Origin of the sequence: Pusillimonas sp. SM2304 (genome assembly GCF_031628915.1) — a bacterium.
GTDB lineage: Bacteria > Pseudomonadota > Gammaproteobacteria > Burkholderiales > Burkholderiaceae_B > Pusillimonas_C.
The window spans coordinates 403,593-420,723 of the sequence record NZ_JAVLUJ010000001.1 but is presented as its reverse complement, the minus strand read 5'-3'; the positions used below and the strand labels follow the sequence as shown (position 1 = coordinate 420,723).

Sequence of the window (17,131 nt, the reverse complement as noted above, 5' to 3'; positions counted from 1 at the left end):
GCCCGCCCCCTTCAGGGCAGCTCGATCCGGGCGATGCTGCCTTCCCCGCTGGCGGAGTAGTCCTTGTTGTGCGGCGTTTTGATCGTCACGTACAAGGTCTTGCCGTCGGGGCCGATCAGCAGGCTGTTGGGCATGGGCGGCAGCGTGTAGGTCTTGGTGGTACGCAGGCTGGCGGCATCGACCACGCTGACTTTGCCCTGTTCGCGATGCGATACATACAGTTCGTCGCGAGCGGGGTTGTACTTGATGCCCATTGAATCGCCGATATCGATGCGATCGGCGACTTGGCCGGTACGCGTGTCGAAGGCCAGCACGGTCTTCTGCTTGGAGTGATCGGTGACGAACAGACGGTGGCGCTTCGCGTCCAGCGCCAGGTTCAGCAGCAGATACGATTTGCCGTCGCCCGGCGTCCAGCGCTCAAGAATGCGGTTCTCGCGGGTATCGATGACCAGGACTTCGCCGTCGCCGTTGGCCGAGTACAGGCGCTGCGTTTCCTTATCCAGCAGCAGGCCGGTGACCCATTTTCCCGCATTCGGAATGGTCGCGCGCACGGCCAGGGTGTCGGCGTCGACCAGCCAGATAATGCCCGGGTCGCCGACCCCGCCCACATACAGGGCTTTTTGTTCGGGATCGTAGATGACCTGGCGCAGACCATAGGCGGAACCGTCCTTGCTTTGCTCGGTGAACTTCACCTGCGCCTTGATTTTTCCGGTCTTGGTGTCCATGGCGCTCAAGCCGCTGGCCAGGCTATTGGTGACATACAGCGTGTCGCCCTCGGGATTGACGGCCAGTCCGAAATCCTTCTCGTTGGTGTGCGTCATGCCCAGGGTCTGCAAGGTGTCGGGGTCCAGCTTGTAGATGACTCCGCCTTCGGTTCCCGTAATGGCTTCGGCCGAGGCGACGTACAGCGCCTTGCTGGCGTGGCTGTAGGCAGCCTCGTAGATGCCTCGCGCCACGGGGCGGCGCGTTGCGCCGTCGGCGGTGATGGTGACGGCCTGGACGTCGGCGTTGGCCTGCGGCGTTTGCGCCTGAACGACGGAAGCTCCCCCCAGCGCCAGGGCGATGGCAAGAGACGTACGAGAGAGAGCGGCCAGGGTAGGAGAGTATTTCATGATGAGCGGATGTGTGATAAAGGGGTCTGGAAGAGGGGGGAAGGCAATGTCACCTGATTGCAACACTATACAATATTAAACCGATAATAGGTGTGAGAATCATTTGCATTTGATGTATTCTTTGCAAGGCAGGAACTGCTTGTTCTAGCCACGCCTTGCCAGCAAGCGCGCCCATTTCCTCCTTCATCGACCAGATATGAATACCCTCAAACCCATCGTATTGGCCGTCATCGCAGCGTGCATGAATGCCGCGCATGCCCAGGACACCGATGCGTCGCAAAATACCCCTTCCGTCCAGACGCTGGAGAATATCCGGGTCGAATCCAGCGCGGACGCATCCGCCGAGGGCCTGTCTCCCGCTTATGCGGGCGGGCAGGTGGCACGCGGCGGCCGGGCGGGAATACTGGGCACGCGCGACTATATGGAGACGCCCTTCAGCATCACCAGTTACACCAGCGAATACATTCAGGATCGCCAGGCACGCAGCGTAGGCGATGTGCTGCGGGGCGATCCGAGTGTGCGCGTGGCGCGCGGCTTCGGCAATTTCCAGGAGTCGTATTTCATTCGCGGTTTTCCCCTGGAGTCGGACTCGACGGCCTATAACGGCCTGTATGGCATATTGCCGCGCCAGTACATTGCGGCCGAACTGTTCGAGCGGGTAGAGGTGCTGCGCGGCGCCTCAACCTTCCTGAACGGGGCGTCTCCGGGTGGGCAGGGGATGGGGGGCGCCCTGAATCTGCTGCCCAAGCGCGCGGGCAATGACCCACTGACCCAATTGTCGGCGGGATGGGGCAGTGGCGGGCATGGCCAGGCCGCTGTGGATATCGGGCGCCGGTTTGGCGACGAGCAGCGTCTGGGCGTGCGATTGAATGCGGCGCGCCATGACGGGGGCAGCCCTGTGGACCGTGAGGATTCCGAATTGAGCCTGGTGTCTCTGGGTGTAGACTGGCGTGGCGAGCGCTTGCGCTTGTCTGGGGATATCGGCTGGCAGGAGCACAAGCTCAAGCAGACGCGGCCCAACGTCACGCTGGCCGCCGGGACCGAGGTGCCGTCCGCGCCCAGTGCCCGCACGAACTTCGCCCAGCCCTGGACTTACTCGAATGAGCGGGATCTGTTCGGCACGCTGCGCGGGGAATACGACATCACAGACCAGGTGACCGCCTGGGCTGCTTACGGCATGCGCCGGACGGATGAGGCAAATTCGCTGGCCGGAGTCACGGTCAATAACGGCGCGACCGGAGACGGCACCTACTACCGATTCGACAATACGCGTGAGGATACAGTCGATACCGGGGAAATCGGCCTGCGTGGCAAACTGCGCACGGGACCGGTGGGGCACGAGTGGGTGGTATCGGCGTCCTATTACGAGCTTGAAAAGAAGAACGCCTATGCCATGGACTTCTTCAACACATTCGCGACCAACATCTATCATCCCGTCTATCGCGCCCGCCCCGATATCAGTGCAGGGGCATTTACAGGAAATGACCTGGATTCGCCGGCGTTGCAGGGCCGGATTCGACTAAGCAGCGTGGCAGTGGGCGATACGCTGTCTTTCCTGGACGACCGCATCCAGGCAACGGTTGGCGCCCGCCACCAGAAGCTGCACACCCAGGAGTTCGCTTATGACACGGGAACGCCTGGGCCTGCTTATGATGACAGCCGCGTGTCGCCCGCCGTCGGCTTGGTGTTCAAAGTGACGCCCGAATGGTCGATCTATGGCAACTACATCGAATCGCTGGCGCCGGGGGAGACCGCTCCAGGCAATGCCGTCAATCAAGGCCAGATGCTCAAGCCGTATGTGTCCAAGCAGAAAGAAGCCGGCGTCAAGTACGACGGCGGGCGTTTTGGGGCGGGGCTGGCGCTTTTCACCACTGACAAGCCGCGGGGCGTTCTGGGTGAGGACAATGTGTTTTCGGAATCGGGCAAGGATCGCCATCGTGGGGTCGAGCTAACGGGGTTTGGCGAATTGCAGCGCGGGGTGCGAGTGCTGGGTGGCGCCACCTGGCTGGATGCCAAGCAGATCAGCACGGGCGATGCGGTCACTGAAGGCAAACGCACCATAGGCGTGCCGCGCCTGCAAGCCAACCTGGGCGTCGAATGGGATATTCCGGGCGTGCAGGGCTTGACCGTCGATGGTCAGGTCGCGTACACCGGGTCCAGCTATGCCGATGCTGCGAACACGCAGAAAGTACCTTCATGGACGCGGCTGGATATAGGTGCGCGCTACTTATGGGAACTGAACGGTACGCTGGTCACACTGCGGGCACGTGTGGACAATCTTGCCGATCGCGATTACTGGGCTTCCGTCGGAGGTTATCCAGGTTCAGGCTACCTGGCTCTGGGCAGTGGCCGGACCTATTCATTGAGCGCGAGTTTCGAATTCTGACGAGCACGCCTGGTGGCTGTGATCAAGGCGGCCAGGACGGAGTTGTTGCGTCAAATGACGGGCATCGATGTCGTGCATGTACCCTGCAAAGGCTCCGGTCCGATGCTCACGTGGGCGCGCCGGGCCGGCCTTCGTCCGCATAGAACTGCTTGATGAGCTGGACGTGGTTCTCGGTGGTTTGCGACACGGGCGCATGGCGCCAGATCACGCTTGTGACGGACCGCTGCTTATGGCTGAACGGCAAAAAACGGATGCCGGGCAGTTCGCTTGCAGCCAGGCACCGGGGCACGATGGAGACGCCCATCTCCCGAGAGACCAGGGATGCCACGCTAAGCCAGTGGCGCGCTTCGTGCCTGACATTGGGCAAGAACCCGGCATGCACGCACATGGCGAACAGTGTTTCGTAGTACACCGGCGAAAAGGCGCGCGAGAAAAAAATGAACTCTTCGTTGGCCAGGTCGATGAGCTTGAGGGCGGACTGGTCCGCAAGGCGATGGGAGGCGGGCAGGCAAATCGAAAAGGGCTCGACAATCAGCGCTTCCGCGGAAACCGCTTCCGGCACCGGGTTGGCGTGGATGAAGCCGATGTCAATGCCCCCGCGCTCCACCAGCTCGATCTGTTCCGCGGAGTTCATCTCGAGCAAGGCGTGCTCAATGCCGGGGTAGTGGTCCTTGCAGCGCTTCAAGACCACGGGAAGCTTGCGGTATAGCATCGATCCCACGAAGCCGATTTTTATGTGTCCTTGCAGGCCGGCATGGATCCGCGCAACCAGGCCGGCGACATCGGCGTTCCGGCGCAGCAGGAACAAAGCCTCTTTATAGAAAGCGCGGCCCGCGGCGGTCAGTTCTACGTGTCGGCTGTTGCGCAGAAACAAGGGCGCGCCCAGGCTTTCTTCCAGCTGTTTGATCGCGTAGCTGAGCGGCGGCTGCGATAGATGAAGGCGCTTTGCCGCTCGGCTAAAGCTGAGTTCCTCTGCAACGGCGACGAAGTATCGCAACTGGCGGGCGTCAAGGTCCATGGCGTTATCTATACAAGATTTGTATAGATAGTAACAAAGACGGTATTGGAATCAATCACTTGTTCGGTCTTAAGATGGATCAACATTTGTAGGGGGTCTTATGACTGCTCAGATTTCATACCCGCCCGCCGCCTCCAATATTCCGGATTCGCGCGGCCTCAATTTGTTCAGCGCCGATCCGTATTCAAAGGCCTTGTTGCAGGTGTATCTGCCGCGCGATCTGTACGATCACTTGCTTCCGCATTTCATTGAGCTGGGCGCAATGGCCGGCGGCAAGCTCGATGAACTGGCGGCGATTGCCGATCAGCATCCGCCCGAGCTTTCAGTACGGAATCGGGCAGGGCAAGACCAGTCGGTCATCAACAAGCATCCCGCCTATGTCGAGCTCGAGCGCCTGGCCTACAGCCGCTATGGCTTGGCCGCCATGTCGCACCGGGCCGGCGTGCTGGGTTGGGACGCGCCCATGCCGCCCGCGGCGAAATATGCCCTGACGCATCTGTTCGTGCAGGCCGAGTTCGGCTTGTGCTGCCCTGTCAGCATGACGGACTCCTTGGCCCGAACCCTAAGGAAATTTGGCGATCCTGCGCTGATTGAATGGGTGTTGCCCCAGGTGACGTCGCTGGATTTCGATGAGCTCAAGCAGGGCGCGATGTTCATGACAGAGCAGGCCGCCGGCTCCGACGTCAGCGCCACTGAAACCCTGGCGCGGGAACAGTCCGACGGGCGCTGGCTGTTGTACGGCGATAAATGGTTCTGCTCCAACCCCGATGCGGGTTTTGCGATGGTGTTGGCCCGCAGTGAAACCAAACAGGGCCTGGCGGGCGTTTCCCTATTCCTGTTGCCCAGAATCCTTCCAGAGGGCGGCATCAACCACTATCGCATTCTGCGCCTGAAAGACAAGCTGGGGACGCGTTCCATGGCAAGCGGCGAAATTCGCCTCGAGGGCGCCCAGGCATGGCTGGTGGGCGAGCGCGGACGCGGCTTCCAGCACATGGCCGATATGATCAACAACTCACGCCTGTCCAACGGGATGCGGGCCGCCGGCCTGATGCGGCGCGCCGTCAGCGAGGCCGTATTCGTCGCTGAAAACCGGCGCGCCTTTGGCAAGCGGCTGATCGATATGCCCCTGATGCAGCGCCAGTTGCTCAAGATGATGGTGTCGGCGGAACAGGCCCGATCCGTGATGTACCAGACAGCCGCCGCGCTCGAGCGCTCCGACAAAGGCGATGCCCAGGCCAAGGTGCTGGCGCGCATCCTGACGCCGCTTATCAAGTTCCGCGCGTGCCGGGATGCCAGGAAAGTGACGGGGGACGCCATGGAAGTGCGTGGCGGCTGCGGCTACATCGAAGAGTGGACCGAGCCGCGCCTGCTGCGCGACGCGCATCTTGGGTCGATCTGGGAGGGCACCAGCAACATCGTCGCGCTCGACGTCATGCGGGCCATCCGCAAAAACAATTGCCTGGATGGCTTGCGCGCGCACATAGAGGGCCTGCTGGCCGACGGCATGCCTTGTCCGGCGGACCTGGCGGCTACGCAGCGCCAGAGCATTGACAAGGCGTACGCGCTCGCCGCCAGCGCCGCGCAGGAAGAGAATTCCGCCCTGGCGCGCCAGGCCGCATCGGCCCTGTACAACGTCATGTCCTTGGCAACCATGCGGTGGGAAGCGCGCAAAACCGGTCTGGAAAGCCGGAACGACCTTGCGGACCTGGTCCTGGTCCACAAGCTGGCGCCCCATGACCCCTGCTCGGTTTCCGAATTCAAGGTGAATCAAAGCCGGTTGCTGCCGGAAACGCCGCAGCCGGTTCATTGACCGGCACATCACCCGCCGTGATGGCCACGGCGTATCAACACACTTAAAAAAATCCGAAAGGATACGGAGACATTGATGAAAAAACTGCTTATCGCCTTACTATGTTCCGCTGCCGCCGTGTGCGGCGCCACTGCCGCGGTGGCGGGCGAGAATTATCCCGCCCAGCCGATCAAGCTTATTGTGCCCTTCCCGCCGGGCGGCCCCACCGACGCCTTGGCCCGCCGGCTGGGCGAGAAACTGGCCCAGCCGCTGGGGCAAACCGTGATTGTCGAGAACAAAGCGGGCGCGGGGGGGAATATCGGCTCGGAGTTCGTCGCCAACGCCAAGCCCGACGGCTACACCATCCTGTTTGGCACGTCGGGCCCGCTCGCGATCAACATCAGTCTGTACAAGAAGCTGGGCTACGATCCGCGTAGAAGCTTTGAGCCCATCGTTCGCATTGGGCACTTGCCGAACATCCTGGTCGTCAATCCGCAAGTGCCGGCCAGCAATCTGAAGGAACTGATCGCGTATGGCAAGGCCAATCCCGACAAGCTTTCCTTTGCCTCGTCGGGCAACGGCGCCTCTTCCCATTTGGCCGGTGTGCTGTTCAACGAGATGGCGGGCACGCATGTCCTGCATATACCGTATCGCGGCACCGGTCCCGCCTTGAACGACCTGATCGGCGGCCAGGTTTCCATGGCCTTCACCGACATCCTCACGGCGCTGCCGCATGTCAAAAGCGGCGGCTTGCGCGCCATAGGGCTGGCTTCCGCAGACCGTTCGGCCGCTTTGCCCGACCTGCCTACACTCAGTGAACAGGGGCTGTCCGGTTACGACGTGAGCGTATTCTTCGGCATCGTGGCGCCCAAAGGCACGCCCCCGGCCGTGGTCGAGAAACTGAATGCGGCCTTCAATCAGGCCATGGCGGACCCGTCCATCCGCGAGACGCTCGCGCATCAGGGCATTGTGCGCGCCGACGACACGACGCCGCAGGGCCTGGCCACCTTCATCAACAGCGAAGTCGACAAATGGCAGGCCGTGATCAAGGGCGCCGACATTTCCCTGGACTAATCATTTTCTGGACGCATCATGACTTTAGGCAACGCCGCTACCCAGGGCGCCCTGCAGGGCTGCAAGGTGATCGATCTATCGCGCGTGCTGGGCGGCCCATACTGCACCCAGATCCTGGCCGACCACGGCGCGGAAGTATTCAAGGTCGAACCGCCCACGGGCGATGAAACGCGTGGGTGGGGGCCGCCGTTCCTGGACGGCACGGCCTCGTACTTTCTGGGCGTCAACCGGAACAAGCTGGGCCTGGCGCTGGATTTGTCCAATCCGGATGGAAAAGCCTTCTTGCGGGCGCTGCTGCAGGACGCGGACGTGCTGGTCGAGAACTTCAAGCCCGGCACACTGGAAAAGTGGGGGTTGGGCGTCGACGTCCTGCAGCAGGCGTTTCCGCAACTGGTGCACTGCCGGATCAGCGGTTTCGGCGCGGACGGCCCGCTGGGCGGGCTGCCGGGCTACGACGCCTGCGCCCAGGCGATGTGCGGCTTGATGAGCGTGAATGGGGATGCGGACGGCGAGCCGACACGGGTGGGCCTGCCTGTCGTCGACATGGTGACAGGCCTGAATGCCGCGTTGGCCATACTGCTGGCCCTGAACGAGCGGCACCGCAGCGGCTTGGGGCAGTTTTTGGACATTACGCTGTTTGACTGCGCCATTTCGCTGCTGCATCCGCATGCGGCCAATTACTTTCTAAGCGGCAACATACCTCAGCGCACCGGTAATGCCCACCCGAATATCGCGCCGTATGAAACGTTCCGGACGGCGCGGGGCGACATTTTCCTTGCCGTGGGAAATAACCGGCAGTTCGAACTGTTGGCAGCGGAATTGCAGCATCCCGAGTTGGCTGCGGACGCGCGATTCCAGTCCAATGCCGATCGGCTCAAGCACCGAAAGGCGCTTGGGGAAATACTTGGACGCCTTCTGAAGCAACACGAGGCAGCGGATTTTGCCCAGATACTGCTTAAAAAGGGCGTGCCCGCGGCGCCCGTGCTGAATGTGGAAGAACTGCTGCAGCACCCGCACACCCGGCACAGGGGTATGGTGCTGGAAAAGGACGGCTATCAAGCAATTGCCTCGCCGATCAAGCTGTCGCGCACGCCGGCCGGACTGCGCAGCTTGCCCCCGGCCTTCGGCGAGCACACCGAAGCCGTCAAGCAAGCGTTGGGCTTGCCTGAACCCTAGCAGCGGTTTTACCTGGGCGCGGCCGCCCGCCCCCGCACGCGGCGATTGATGCGCAGGGCCAGCAAGGTGCAGGCCGAACCAGACAGCAGGTATAGGCTGATGGCCCACAGGCCGAATTGCGCCGACAGGCCCAGGACGACCAAAGGCGCAAACGCGGCGCCGATCAGCCAGGCAAGGTCGGTGGTCAGCGCCGCGCCCGTATAGCGGCAGCGCGGCAGGAAGTTGGCCGTGGCCGTGCCGGACGATTGCCCGTAAGACAGGCCCAGCAGCGCGAAGCCGATCAGGATGAAGGCGTCCTGGCTGGCCGCGCCGCCGGACAGCAGCCAAGGCGATGCCAGCGCAAAGATGCCGATCAATACCGCCAGCAGCGCAAGTGTGGTGCGCCGCCCCAGGCGGTCGGCGATCAGGCCCGACGCGAAGGTCGCGGCGATGCCGATGGCCGCGCCGATCAGTTCGATGATCAGGACATCGGCGATGGCTTGGCTGCGGTGGATGGCGATCCAGGACAGCGGGAAAATCGTCACCAGGTGAAAGAGCGCATAGCTGGCCAGCGAGGCAAAAGCGCCGATGAACAGGTTATAGCCCTGGGTCCGCAGCATTTCCAGCGTGCCGATGGGCTGGAGTTCGCGCTCTTCAAGCAGGCGGGTGTATTCGCTGGCGAGCACCAGGCGCAGGCGCGCGAACAGGCCGACGACGTTGATGGCGAATGCCACGAAAAAGGGGAAACGCCAGCCCCAGGCAAGGAAGTCCGCCTGGGAAAGCCGAGTGTGCAGGTACAAGAACAGGGCGCCCGCCACCAGAAACCCCAGCGGAGCGGCCAACTGGCCCACCATCGAATACCAGCCGCGCTTGCTGGCCGGCGCATTCAGCGCCAGCAGGGACGGCAAGCCATCCCAGGAGCCGCCGTAGGCAATGCCCTGCAGGCTGCGGAAGATGGCCAGCAGGACGATGGCCAGGACACCGGCGCCGGCATGGGTGGGCAGGAAGGCGATGCCGGCTGTGGCCGAACCCAGCAGGAACAGCGCGGCGGTGAGCTTGACGCCCCGGCCCCAGCGCTTCTGGATAAGCATGAAGAGGGCGGTGCCGAAAGGCCGGAAGATAAAGGCCAGGGCAAAGATGGCGAAGGAATACATCGTGCCGGTGAACGGATCGGCAAAGGGGAAGAACACCTGCGGGAACACCAGCACCGAGGCGATGCCGTAAGTGAAGAAGTCGAAGAATTCCGATGTGCGCCCAATGACCACGCCGACGGCAATGTCGCCGGGGCTGACTTCCGTGTCGTGGCCGGCGGCGGCCCGGGCTGTCCGGGCGCGGTCGTCGCGCTTGGCGCGCGCGCCGGGAGGGTAGGAATTCAGGGCGTGATCAGTCATTGCAGCGGTCCTTCCAAACTTGAAACCTGGCCATACTTGGGCTACAGAATCGCATTCCTGATGCCAGGACGCCATTGGACAAAACCCGAAGCATGCTGTCGCGCCGGCATGGGGGCATAGGACAAAATGTCCAATTCCCGCCGACGCGTTTCAATCTTATAGTAGCCGCTTCTTTCCAGGTAACTATCGTATTTCCGGCGTTGCGGCAATGATTCGTATCAATTTTTTGAGATTTTCCCTTCTTTCCGCCGCCGCCTTCCTGTTGAGCGGCTGCAACGCGGTATTGCTCAAGCCCTCCGGGGACATTGCCGTGCAGCAGCGCGATCTGATCTATGTGGCCACCGGCCTGATGCTGATCGTCATCGTGCCGGTCATTATCGCGACCATCGTATTCGCCTGGCGGTATCGCGCTTCGAACACCAGCGCCCAGTACGATCCGGAATGGCATCACTCCACCAAGCTCGAACTGGTGATCTGGTCCGTGCCGCTGATGATCATCATTGCGCTGGGCAGCATTACCTGGGTCAGCACCCATCTGCTGGATCCCTATCGCCCCCTTGACCGCATCGACGCCAACCGGCCTGTTGCGGCCGACGTGCGGCCCCTGACGGTGGAAGTGGTGGCGCTCGATTGGAAGTGGCTGTTCATCTACCCAGAATACGGTATTGCCGCGCTCAACGAGCTGGCGGCGCCGGTTGACCGTCCCATCGAGTTCAAGATCACCGCCTCCTCGGTCATGAATTCCTTCTTCATCCCCGCGCTGGCCGGGCAAATCTACGCCATGGCCGGCATGCAGACCAAGCTGCATGCCGTCATCAACAAACCGGGCGTTTACCAAGGGATTTCCGCCAATTACAGCGGGGCCGGGTTCTCGGGCATGAACTTCAAGTTCCACGGCCTGGACGACGACGGCTTCCGGGAATGGGTCAAGACGAACCGCGCCGAAGGCGGCGAACTGGATCGCGGCGCCTATCTTGCCCTGGAGCGCCCCAGCCAGAACGAGGCCGTGCGCCGCTACGCCAGTGTGGCGCCCGATTTGTTCGACGCCATCGTCAATCGCTGCGTGGCGCCCGGCACCATTTGCATGGGCGACATGATGCATAGGGATGCGCAGGGCGGCGGCGGGCTGGAGGGTATTCCTCTTCCCGGTACGCCGGGCGCGCCCGGCATGGGCCGGCCGGCCGCGGGGCTGGACACGTCGGCCGATTTCCTGGGCGACTTGTGCACATTCCCCGATACCGCCGCAGCGGCCGCGCAAGATCCGAAGGATGCCCTTGCCATGACCCTGGCCCGACGCTAAGGGCGCCCCTGCCGCGCCAAGCCCCGGAAGGGGCGGCAGACTTTCCGGTACGCCTTGCGCTGCCGTTTTCCAAACCTTGCCCTTATGGCAATACCCGAAGTAAGACTTATGGACCTGCAAAATCTGGTGTTCGGCCGCCTGACCTGGGATTCGATTCCCCTGCACGAACCGATCCTGGTCGCGACGTTCGCCGCCGTCGTCCTTGGCGGCGTCGCGCTGCTGTACCTGCTTTCCCGCTACCGCTTGTGGGGCGGCTTGTGGAACGACTGGATCACCAGCATCGATCACAAGAAGATCGGCATCATGTACATGATCCTAGGCATCGTCATGTTGCTGCGCGGCTTTGCCGACGCCATCATGATGCGTATCCAGCAAGCCATCGCGTTCGGCGACGCCTCGGGCTACTTGCCGCCGCATCATTACGACCAGATCTTTACCGCGCATGGCGTGATCATGATCTTCTTTGTGGCCATGCCGCTGGTGACGGGGCTGATGAACTATCTGGTGCCGCTCCAGATCGGCGCCCGCGACGTGGCATTCCCTTTCCTGAACAACTTCAGTTTCTGGATGACCGCCAGCGGCGCGGCGCTGGTCATGGTGTCCCTGTTCGTCGGCGAGTTCGCCAAGACGGGCTGGCTGGCCTACCCGCCGCTTTCCGGGCTGGAATACAGCCCCGATGTGGGCGTGGATTATTACATCTGGGCCTTGCAGATCGCCGGGGTCGGCACCTTGCTGTCGGGCATCAACCTGGTGGTCACCATCGTCAAGATGCGTGCGCCCGGCATGACGATGATGAAGATGCCGGTCTTTACCTGGACCGCGCTGTGCACCAACGTGCTCATCATTATTTCCTTCCCCGTGCTGACCGCCACGCTGGCGCTGCTGGGCATGGACCGCTACCTGGGGACCCAGTTTTTCACGAACGATCTGGGCGGCAACCCGATGATGTACGTGAACCTGATCTGGATCTGGGGCCATCCCGAGGTCTACATCCTGATTCTGCCCTTGTTCGGCGTGTTTTCCGAGGTGGTCTCGACCTACTCGCGCAAGCGGCTGTTCGGCTATACCTCGATGGTGTACGCGACCATCGTCATTACCGTGCTGTCCTATCTTGTGTGGCTGCATCATTTTTTCACGATGGGTTCGGGGGCGAGCGTCAATTCTTTCTTCGGCATCACCACCATGATCATCTCGATCCCGACGGGTGCCAAGATATTCAACTGGCTGTTCACGATGTACCGGGGCCGTATCCGCTTCGAGCTGCCCATGATGTGGACGATTGCCTTCATGATCACCTTCGTCATCGGCGGCATGACGGGCGTGCTGCTTGCCGTGCCGCCGGCCGACTTTGTCCTGCACAACAGCCTGTTCCTGATTGCGCACTTCCACAACGTCATCATCGGCGGCGTGCTGTTCGGCCTGTTTGCCGGCATCAATTATTGGTTTCCGAAGGCCTTCGGCTACACGCTCGATACGTTCTGGGGCAAGTGCTCGTTCTGGTTCTGGGTCGTGGGCTTCTGGGTCGCCTTCATGCCGCTGTACATCCTGGGCCTGATGGGTATTACCCGCCGCGTCAGTCATTTTGAGGACCCATCGCTGCAGATATGGTTCCAGGTTGCCGCGGTGGGCGCCTTCCTGATCGCGCTGGGCATTGCCAGTTTCCTGATACAGCTGTACGTCAGCTACCGCGACCGCGAAGCCCTGCGCGATGTGTCGGGCGACCCGTGGGATGGCCGGACGCTGGAATGGGCCACGTCGTCGCCGCCGCCCAGCTACAACTTCGCCTTCACGCCGCGCATCCATAGCGGCGATGCATGGTGGGATATGAAGCAGCGCGGCTATCAGCGCCCCCAAGACGGTTTCATGGCCATTCACATGCCCAGGAACACGGGGGCCGGCTTCATCCTGGCCGCCCTGAGCACCGTCTGCGGTTTTGCCCTGGTCTGGCGCATGTGGCCGCTGACGGCGCTGTCGTTCTTCGGCATTGTGGCCTATGCCATTTATCACACCTTCAACTACCAGCGCGACTTCCATATTCCCGCCGAGGAAGTCAGCCAGGTTGAAGCGGAACGTACCTTGCAGCTTGCGAATCATGTCTAATACCCACGTCCTTCATCACCCGGGCGCGGCCCCCCAGGCCGCCGCGCCCGACTTCATCGTCAGGGAAGCGCATCATCCCCAGAACGGAACCCTGCTGGGATTCTGGATCTACCTGATGAGCGACTGCCTGATCTTCGCCTGCCTGTTCGCGGTCTACGGCGTACAGGGCCGCAGCTATGCGGGCGGCCCTTCGGGGGCTGACCTGTTCGACCTTTCCCTGGTGGCGCTCAACACGGCCATGCTGTTGCTGTCGTCCATCACGTACGGCTTTGCCATGCTCAAGATGCAGCAGGGCCGAGTGCGGGGCACCATGGGCTGGCTGGCCGTGACGGGCCTGTTCGGACTGGCCTTTCTGGGACTTGAGCTGTATGAGTTCGCCCACTTGCTGCATCTGGGGGCGGGGCCGCAACGCAGCGCTTTCCTGTCGGCGTTCTTCACGCTGGTGGGCACGCACGGGCTGCACGTCGCGTTCGGCATCATCTGGCTGGTGACGCTGCTGTTCCAGCTCAAGCGCCATGGGCTGATTCCCGAGAACCGCCGCCGCCTGATGTGCCTGTCGATGTTCTGGCACTTCCTGGATGTAATCTGGATCGGCGTCTTCAGCTTTGTCTACCTGATGGGGGTACTGTAATGAGCGCACACCACAACGACGAACATGCAGTGCATCACGATGCGCATGGCCACGAAGACGGCCACGCGCCCAGCACCTTCAAGGGATATATGACGGGATTCGTGCTGTCGGCGATCCTGACGATCATCCCCTTCTGGCTGGTCATGGGCGATGTGCTCGATGGCAAGAGCGCGACCGCCCTGGCGGTGCTCGGGATAGGCGCCGTGCAGATGGTTGTGCACATGGTCTATTTTCTGCACATGAATTCCCGCTCCGAAGGCGGCTGGACCCTGCTGGCCTTGATCTTCACCTTGGTGATCGTCATGATTGCCATGGCCGGCTCGCTATGGGTGATGTACCATTTGAATACCAACATGATGCCGGGTCCGCTACACGATATGCACAGCATGTCTTGACATTCCGGCAAGGTTTTCCAGGCTGATGCCCCGTCCCTCGCCCCTCGATGCTTGCGCAGCGCACCCCAGGCACATCCGGATGCTTCGTCCCGCAGCGCTCGCGCTATGGGCGGCGCTGGCGCTGCTGTGCTTCTGCGGCTTCATGGCCCTGGGCACTTGGCAAGTGCAGCGCCTGCACTGGAAGCATGACCTGATCGAGCGGGTTGCGCAGCGCGTTCACGCGGTCCCCGTGCCCGCCCCCGGGCAACACAACTGGCCGGCCGTCAACGCCGAGCGCAACGAATACCAGCGCGTGCGCCTGGAAGGCATCCTGCTGAACCGGCATGAAACCTTCGTCCAGGCCTCGACCGAGCTCGGCGCGGGCTTTTGGGTGCTCACGCCCATGCGGCTGGCGGACGGCAGCCTGGTGTGGGTGAATCGCGGGTTTGTCGATCCGGCCCGGCGCGATCCGGCCCGGCGCGGCGCGCCGCAGCCCGAAGGCCTCACGACCATCACGGGACTCCTGCGCATGAGCGAACCGGGCGGCGGCTTCCTGCGGCAGAACGACCCGGCGCAAGGGCGCTGGTATTCGCGCGATATCCAGGCCCTCGCCTCGGCGCACGGCCTGGCGCCCGCGGCGCCTTATTTCGTTGATCAAGAGGGCGGACCGGGCGCGCCAGAAATAGGGCCGATGAGCGCGGCGCCGGCAATCTGGCCCGTGCCGGGCATGACGGTCGTGGCTTTCCGTGACCACCACCTGGGCTACGCGATCACGTGGTATGTGCTGGCGCTGATGGTGGCCGCGGCGTCTTTTTACGTGGGCCGCCTGGAATACCGGCAGCGGCGCCGGCGCGGCGTGGCCGCCGACCGCGTCCGGGTGCGGCACGCATGAGCCCGATAGAAGCCGCTGCCGCGCTCGACGACGATCAGACGCGCCGTCCAGGCGACTACGCGACCGGCCGGCACGATCTGCGCCAGTTGATCCAGTTGCGCTGGATTGCCGTATTGGGACAGGTCGTCACCATATTCCTGGCGATAGTGGTTTTTCAATTGCCGTTGCCGCTGAAAAGCATGATTGTTGTGCTGGCCGCGCTGGTCGGCTTCAACCTGTTCAGCCGGCTGCGGCTGCACTTGCGCATCCCCGTCAGCCAGGCAGAGCTTTTCCTGGCCTTGCTGCTGGATGTGCTGGCGTTGACGGCGCAGCTTTATTTAAGCGGCGGCCCCACCAATCCCTTCATCTTCCTGTTCCTGCTGCAGGTGACGCTGGCCGCTGTGCTGCTCAGGCCCTTGCCGTCCTGGATCATTGTCGTGCTGAGCACGGTGGCGTTTATCGGGCTGGGCCTGACGAGCCAGGACTTCGCTTTGCCGCTGGAGCTGGGCAGGGGGCTGTCCAGCCCTTTCATCCTGGGGATGCTGGTCTGCTTTGTATTGAACGCCATCCTGATTGTGATCTTCATCAGCCGCATTACCCGCAATGTGCGCTCGCGCGATGCGCGCCTGGCCGACATGCGCCAGCGCGCCTCGGAAGAAGAGCACATCGTCCACATGGGGCTGCTGGCTTCGGGCGCGGCGCACGAGTTGGGCACGCCGCTGGCCACCCTGGACGTCATCCTGGGCGACTGGTCCCACGCGCCGCCTTTTCGGGACGATCCGGAGCTGGCGCAGGATGTCCGGGAAATGCAGGCCCAGGTCCGGCGCTGCAAGGCGATCGTCAGCGGCATCCTGATGTCGGCGGGCGAGGCGCGCGGCGAGGCGCCCACCGAAACGTCGGTTCATGCTTTCCTGGATGAACTGGTGGCGCAGTGGCGCGTTTCACGCCAGAGCGCGCATCTTGACTACGAGAACAGGTTCGGCGAGGATGCGCGCATTATTTCCGACCTGGCGCTCAAGCAGATGATCTGCAATGTGCTGGACAATGCCCTGGAAGCCTCTCCGCGCGGCCAGCGGCTTGTCGTCACGCGCGAGGCGGGAAGCCTGGTCCTGGCGGTGACCGACATGGGGCCGGGGTTCGATCCGGCCATTCTGCAGGACCTGGGCAAGCCCTATCAGTCGACCAAGGGACGGCCCGGCGGCGGCCTGGGGCTTTTCCTGTCCCTCAAGGTCGCGCGTACACTCAGCGGCAGCCTGGTGGCCAGGAACCTGTCTTTCGGCGGCGCGTCCGTCACGATCCGGCTGCCGTTGTCCGCACTTGCCCCCGGGGAGGCCGGCCATGACGAATGAACCCAGCGACGCGTCCGTCCCGGACGCCGCGGCTCGGGCCGAGCGCCTGCTGCTTGTGGTGGAAGATGACGCCGCCTTGTCGCGCACGCTATCGCGCTCTTTCGGACGCCGCGGTTACCGCGTCATCAGCGCCGATAGCCTGGAAGGCGTCGAAAAGCTCCTGGCCGACCATTCACCCGGCTACGCCGTCGTCGACCTGAAGCTGCATGGCGAAGCCTCGGGGCTGGCCTGCGTGCAGACCTTGCACAGCAAGGACCCTTCCATGCTGATCGTCGTGCTGACGGGTTTTGCCAGCATCGCCACGGCGGTCGAAGCGATCAAGCTGGGCGCCTGCCACTACTTGGCCAAGCCGTCCAACACCGACGACATCGAACGCGCCTTCCAGATGACCGAAGGCAACACCGGCGTCGAGCTGGCCAAGCGGCAGGCATCGATCAAGACCCTGGAGTGGGAGCGCATCCACGAGATGCTGGTGGCGACCGATTTCAATATCTCCGAAGCCGCGCGGCGCCTGGGCATGCACAGGCGGACCCTGGCCCGCAAGCTGGAAAAGCGGCAGGTCAGCTGAACAGGCCCACCCT

The 17,131-nt window shown here is 62.7% G+C and carries 14 protein-coding genes; 11 read left to right on the top strand and 3 right to left on the bottom strand.

What is annotated here, in order from left to right:
• Positions 1-11 precede the first annotated feature (11 nt).
• Positions 12-1,112 (bottom strand): YncE family protein, encoded by a 1,101-nt coding sequence (locus RE432_RS01930; RefSeq protein WP_310931532.1) that lies wholly within the window; start codon positions 1,110-1,112, stop codon positions 12-14.
• Between the two features lie 196 nt (positions 1,113-1,308).
• Between RE432_RS01930 and RE432_RS01925 the strand changes: the two genes are divergently transcribed.
• A complete protein-coding gene (locus RE432_RS01925; protein WP_409079799.1) occupies positions 1,309-3,498 on the top strand; it encodes a TonB-dependent receptor in 2,190 nt (729 codons plus the stop codon).
• A 106-nt stretch (positions 3,499-3,604) separates the two neighbouring features.
• Here RE432_RS01925 and RE432_RS01920 read toward each other — a convergent pair whose 3' ends face one another.
• Positions 3,605-4,516, bottom strand: a complete 912-nt coding sequence (locus RE432_RS01920) for a LysR family transcriptional regulator (protein ID WP_310931531.1) — start codon at positions 4,514-4,516, stop codon at positions 3,605-3,607.
• A 100-nt stretch (positions 4,517-4,616) separates the two neighbouring features.
• Between RE432_RS01920 and RE432_RS01915 the strand changes: the two genes are divergently transcribed.
• The 3 genes from RE432_RS01915 (at position 4,617) to RE432_RS01905 (ending at position 8,555) form a co-directional block, all read left to right on the top strand.
• Positions 4,617-6,326, top strand: a complete 1,710-nt coding sequence (locus RE432_RS01915; protein WP_310931530.1) for an acyl-CoA dehydrogenase family protein — start codon at positions 4,617-4,619, stop codon at positions 6,324-6,326.
• A 75-nt stretch (positions 6,327-6,401) separates the two neighbouring features.
• Positions 6,402-7,379: a tripartite tricarboxylate transporter substrate binding protein gene (locus tag RE432_RS01910; protein WP_310931529.1), complete on the top strand. Its 978-nt coding sequence runs from the start codon at positions 6,402-6,404 to the stop codon at positions 7,377-7,379.
• 18 nt (positions 7,380-7,397) lie between these two features.
• Entirely contained in the window at positions 7,398-8,555 is a 1,158-nt protein-coding gene (locus RE432_RS01905; protein WP_310931528.1) for a CoA transferase, read from the top strand.
• 8 nt (positions 8,556-8,563) lie between these two features.
• On the opposite strand, the gene RE432_RS01900 is transcribed toward RE432_RS01905, so the two are convergent.
• A complete protein-coding gene (locus RE432_RS01900; protein ID WP_310931527.1) occupies positions 8,564-9,925 on the bottom strand; it encodes an MFS transporter in 1,362 nt (453 codons plus the stop codon).
• A 208-nt stretch (positions 9,926-10,133) separates the two neighbouring features.
• Here RE432_RS01900 and cyoA point away from each other — a divergent pair, with 208 nt between their 5' ends.
• From cyoA to RE432_RS01865, 7 genes are all read left to right on the top strand, one after another.
• Positions 10,134-11,225, top strand: a complete 1,092-nt coding sequence (cyoA, locus tag RE432_RS01895) for a ubiquinol oxidase subunit II (protein WP_310931526.1) — start codon at positions 10,134-10,136, stop codon at positions 11,223-11,225.
• 108 nt (positions 11,226-11,333) lie between these two features.
• Positions 11,334-13,325, top strand: a complete 1,992-nt coding sequence (gene cyoB / locus RE432_RS01890; protein ID WP_310931525.1) for a cytochrome o ubiquinol oxidase subunit I — start codon at positions 11,334-11,336, stop codon at positions 13,323-13,325.
• Entirely contained in the window at positions 13,318-13,956 is a 639-nt protein-coding gene (gene cyoC, locus RE432_RS01885; protein ID WP_310931524.1) for a cytochrome o ubiquinol oxidase subunit III, read from the top strand. The genes cyoB and cyoC overlap by 8 nt, the downstream gene beginning before the upstream one ends.
• A complete protein-coding gene (cyoD, locus tag RE432_RS01880) occupies positions 13,956-14,351 on the top strand; it encodes a cytochrome o ubiquinol oxidase subunit IV (RefSeq protein ID WP_310931523.1) in 396 nt (131 codons plus the stop codon). Before cyoC ends, cyoD begins: the two co-directional genes overlap by 1 nt.
• A 79-nt stretch (positions 14,352-14,430) precedes the next feature.
• The gene (locus RE432_RS01875; protein ID WP_310931522.1) at positions 14,431-15,222 is read left to right on the top strand and encodes an SURF1 family protein; all 792 of its coding nucleotides are present in this window, start codon (positions 14,431-14,433) and stop codon (positions 15,220-15,222) included.
• Positions 15,219-16,550, top strand: coding sequence for an ATP-binding protein (locus tag RE432_RS01870; protein ID WP_310931521.1), 1,332 nt, complete (start codon positions 15,219-15,221; stop codon positions 16,548-16,550). Before RE432_RS01875 ends, RE432_RS01870 begins: the two co-directional genes overlap by 4 nt.
• Positions 16,540-17,118, top strand: coding sequence for a response regulator transcription factor (locus tag RE432_RS01865; protein WP_310931520.1), 579 nt, complete (start codon positions 16,540-16,542; stop codon positions 17,116-17,118). Before RE432_RS01870 ends, RE432_RS01865 begins: the two co-directional genes overlap by 11 nt.
• Positions 17,119-17,131 lie beyond the last annotated feature (13 nt).

Excerpts from the sequence above, each read along its gene's own strand:
- RE432_RS01930 (WP_310931532.1), bottom strand. The coding sequence starts at position 1,112 with ATGAAATACTCTCCTACCCTGGCCGCTCTCTCTCGTACGTCTCTTGCC.
- RE432_RS01925 (WP_409079799.1), top strand. The coding sequence starts at position 1,309 with ATGAATACCCTCAAACCCATCGTATTGGCCGTCATCGCAGCGTGCATG.
- RE432_RS01920 (WP_310931531.1), bottom strand. The coding sequence starts at position 4,516 with ATGGACCTTGACGCCCGCCAGTTGCGATACTTCGTCGCCGTTGCAGAG.
- RE432_RS01915 (WP_310931530.1), top strand. The coding sequence starts at position 4,617 with ATGACTGCTCAGATTTCATACCCGCCCGCCGCCTCCAATATTCCGGAT.
- RE432_RS01910 (WP_310931529.1), top strand. The coding sequence starts at position 6,402 with ATGAAAAAACTGCTTATCGCCTTACTATGTTCCGCTGCCGCCGTGTGC.
- RE432_RS01905 (WP_310931528.1), top strand. The coding sequence starts at position 7,398 with ATGACTTTAGGCAACGCCGCTACCCAGGGCGCCCTGCAGGGCTGCAAG.
- RE432_RS01900 (WP_310931527.1), bottom strand. The coding sequence starts at position 9,925 with ATGACTGATCACGCCCTGAATTCCTACCCTCCCGGCGCGCGCGCCAAG.
- cyoA (WP_310931526.1), top strand. The coding sequence starts at position 10,134 with ATGATTCGTATCAATTTTTTGAGATTTTCCCTTCTTTCCGCCGCCGCC.
- cyoB (WP_310931525.1), top strand. The coding sequence starts at position 11,334 with ATGGACCTGCAAAATCTGGTGTTCGGCCGCCTGACCTGGGATTCGATT.
- cyoC (WP_310931524.1), top strand. The coding sequence starts at position 13,318 with ATGTCTAATACCCACGTCCTTCATCACCCGGGCGCGGCCCCCCAGGCC.
- cyoD (WP_310931523.1), top strand. The coding sequence starts at position 13,956 with ATGAGCGCACACCACAACGACGAACATGCAGTGCATCACGATGCGCAT.
- RE432_RS01875 (WP_310931522.1), top strand. The coding sequence starts at position 14,431 with ATGCTTCGTCCCGCAGCGCTCGCGCTATGGGCGGCGCTGGCGCTGCTG.
- RE432_RS01870 (WP_310931521.1), top strand. The coding sequence starts at position 15,219 with ATGAGCCCGATAGAAGCCGCTGCCGCGCTCGACGACGATCAGACGCGC.
- RE432_RS01865 (WP_310931520.1), top strand. The coding sequence starts at position 16,540 with ATGACGAATGAACCCAGCGACGCGTCCGTCCCGGACGCCGCGGCTCGG.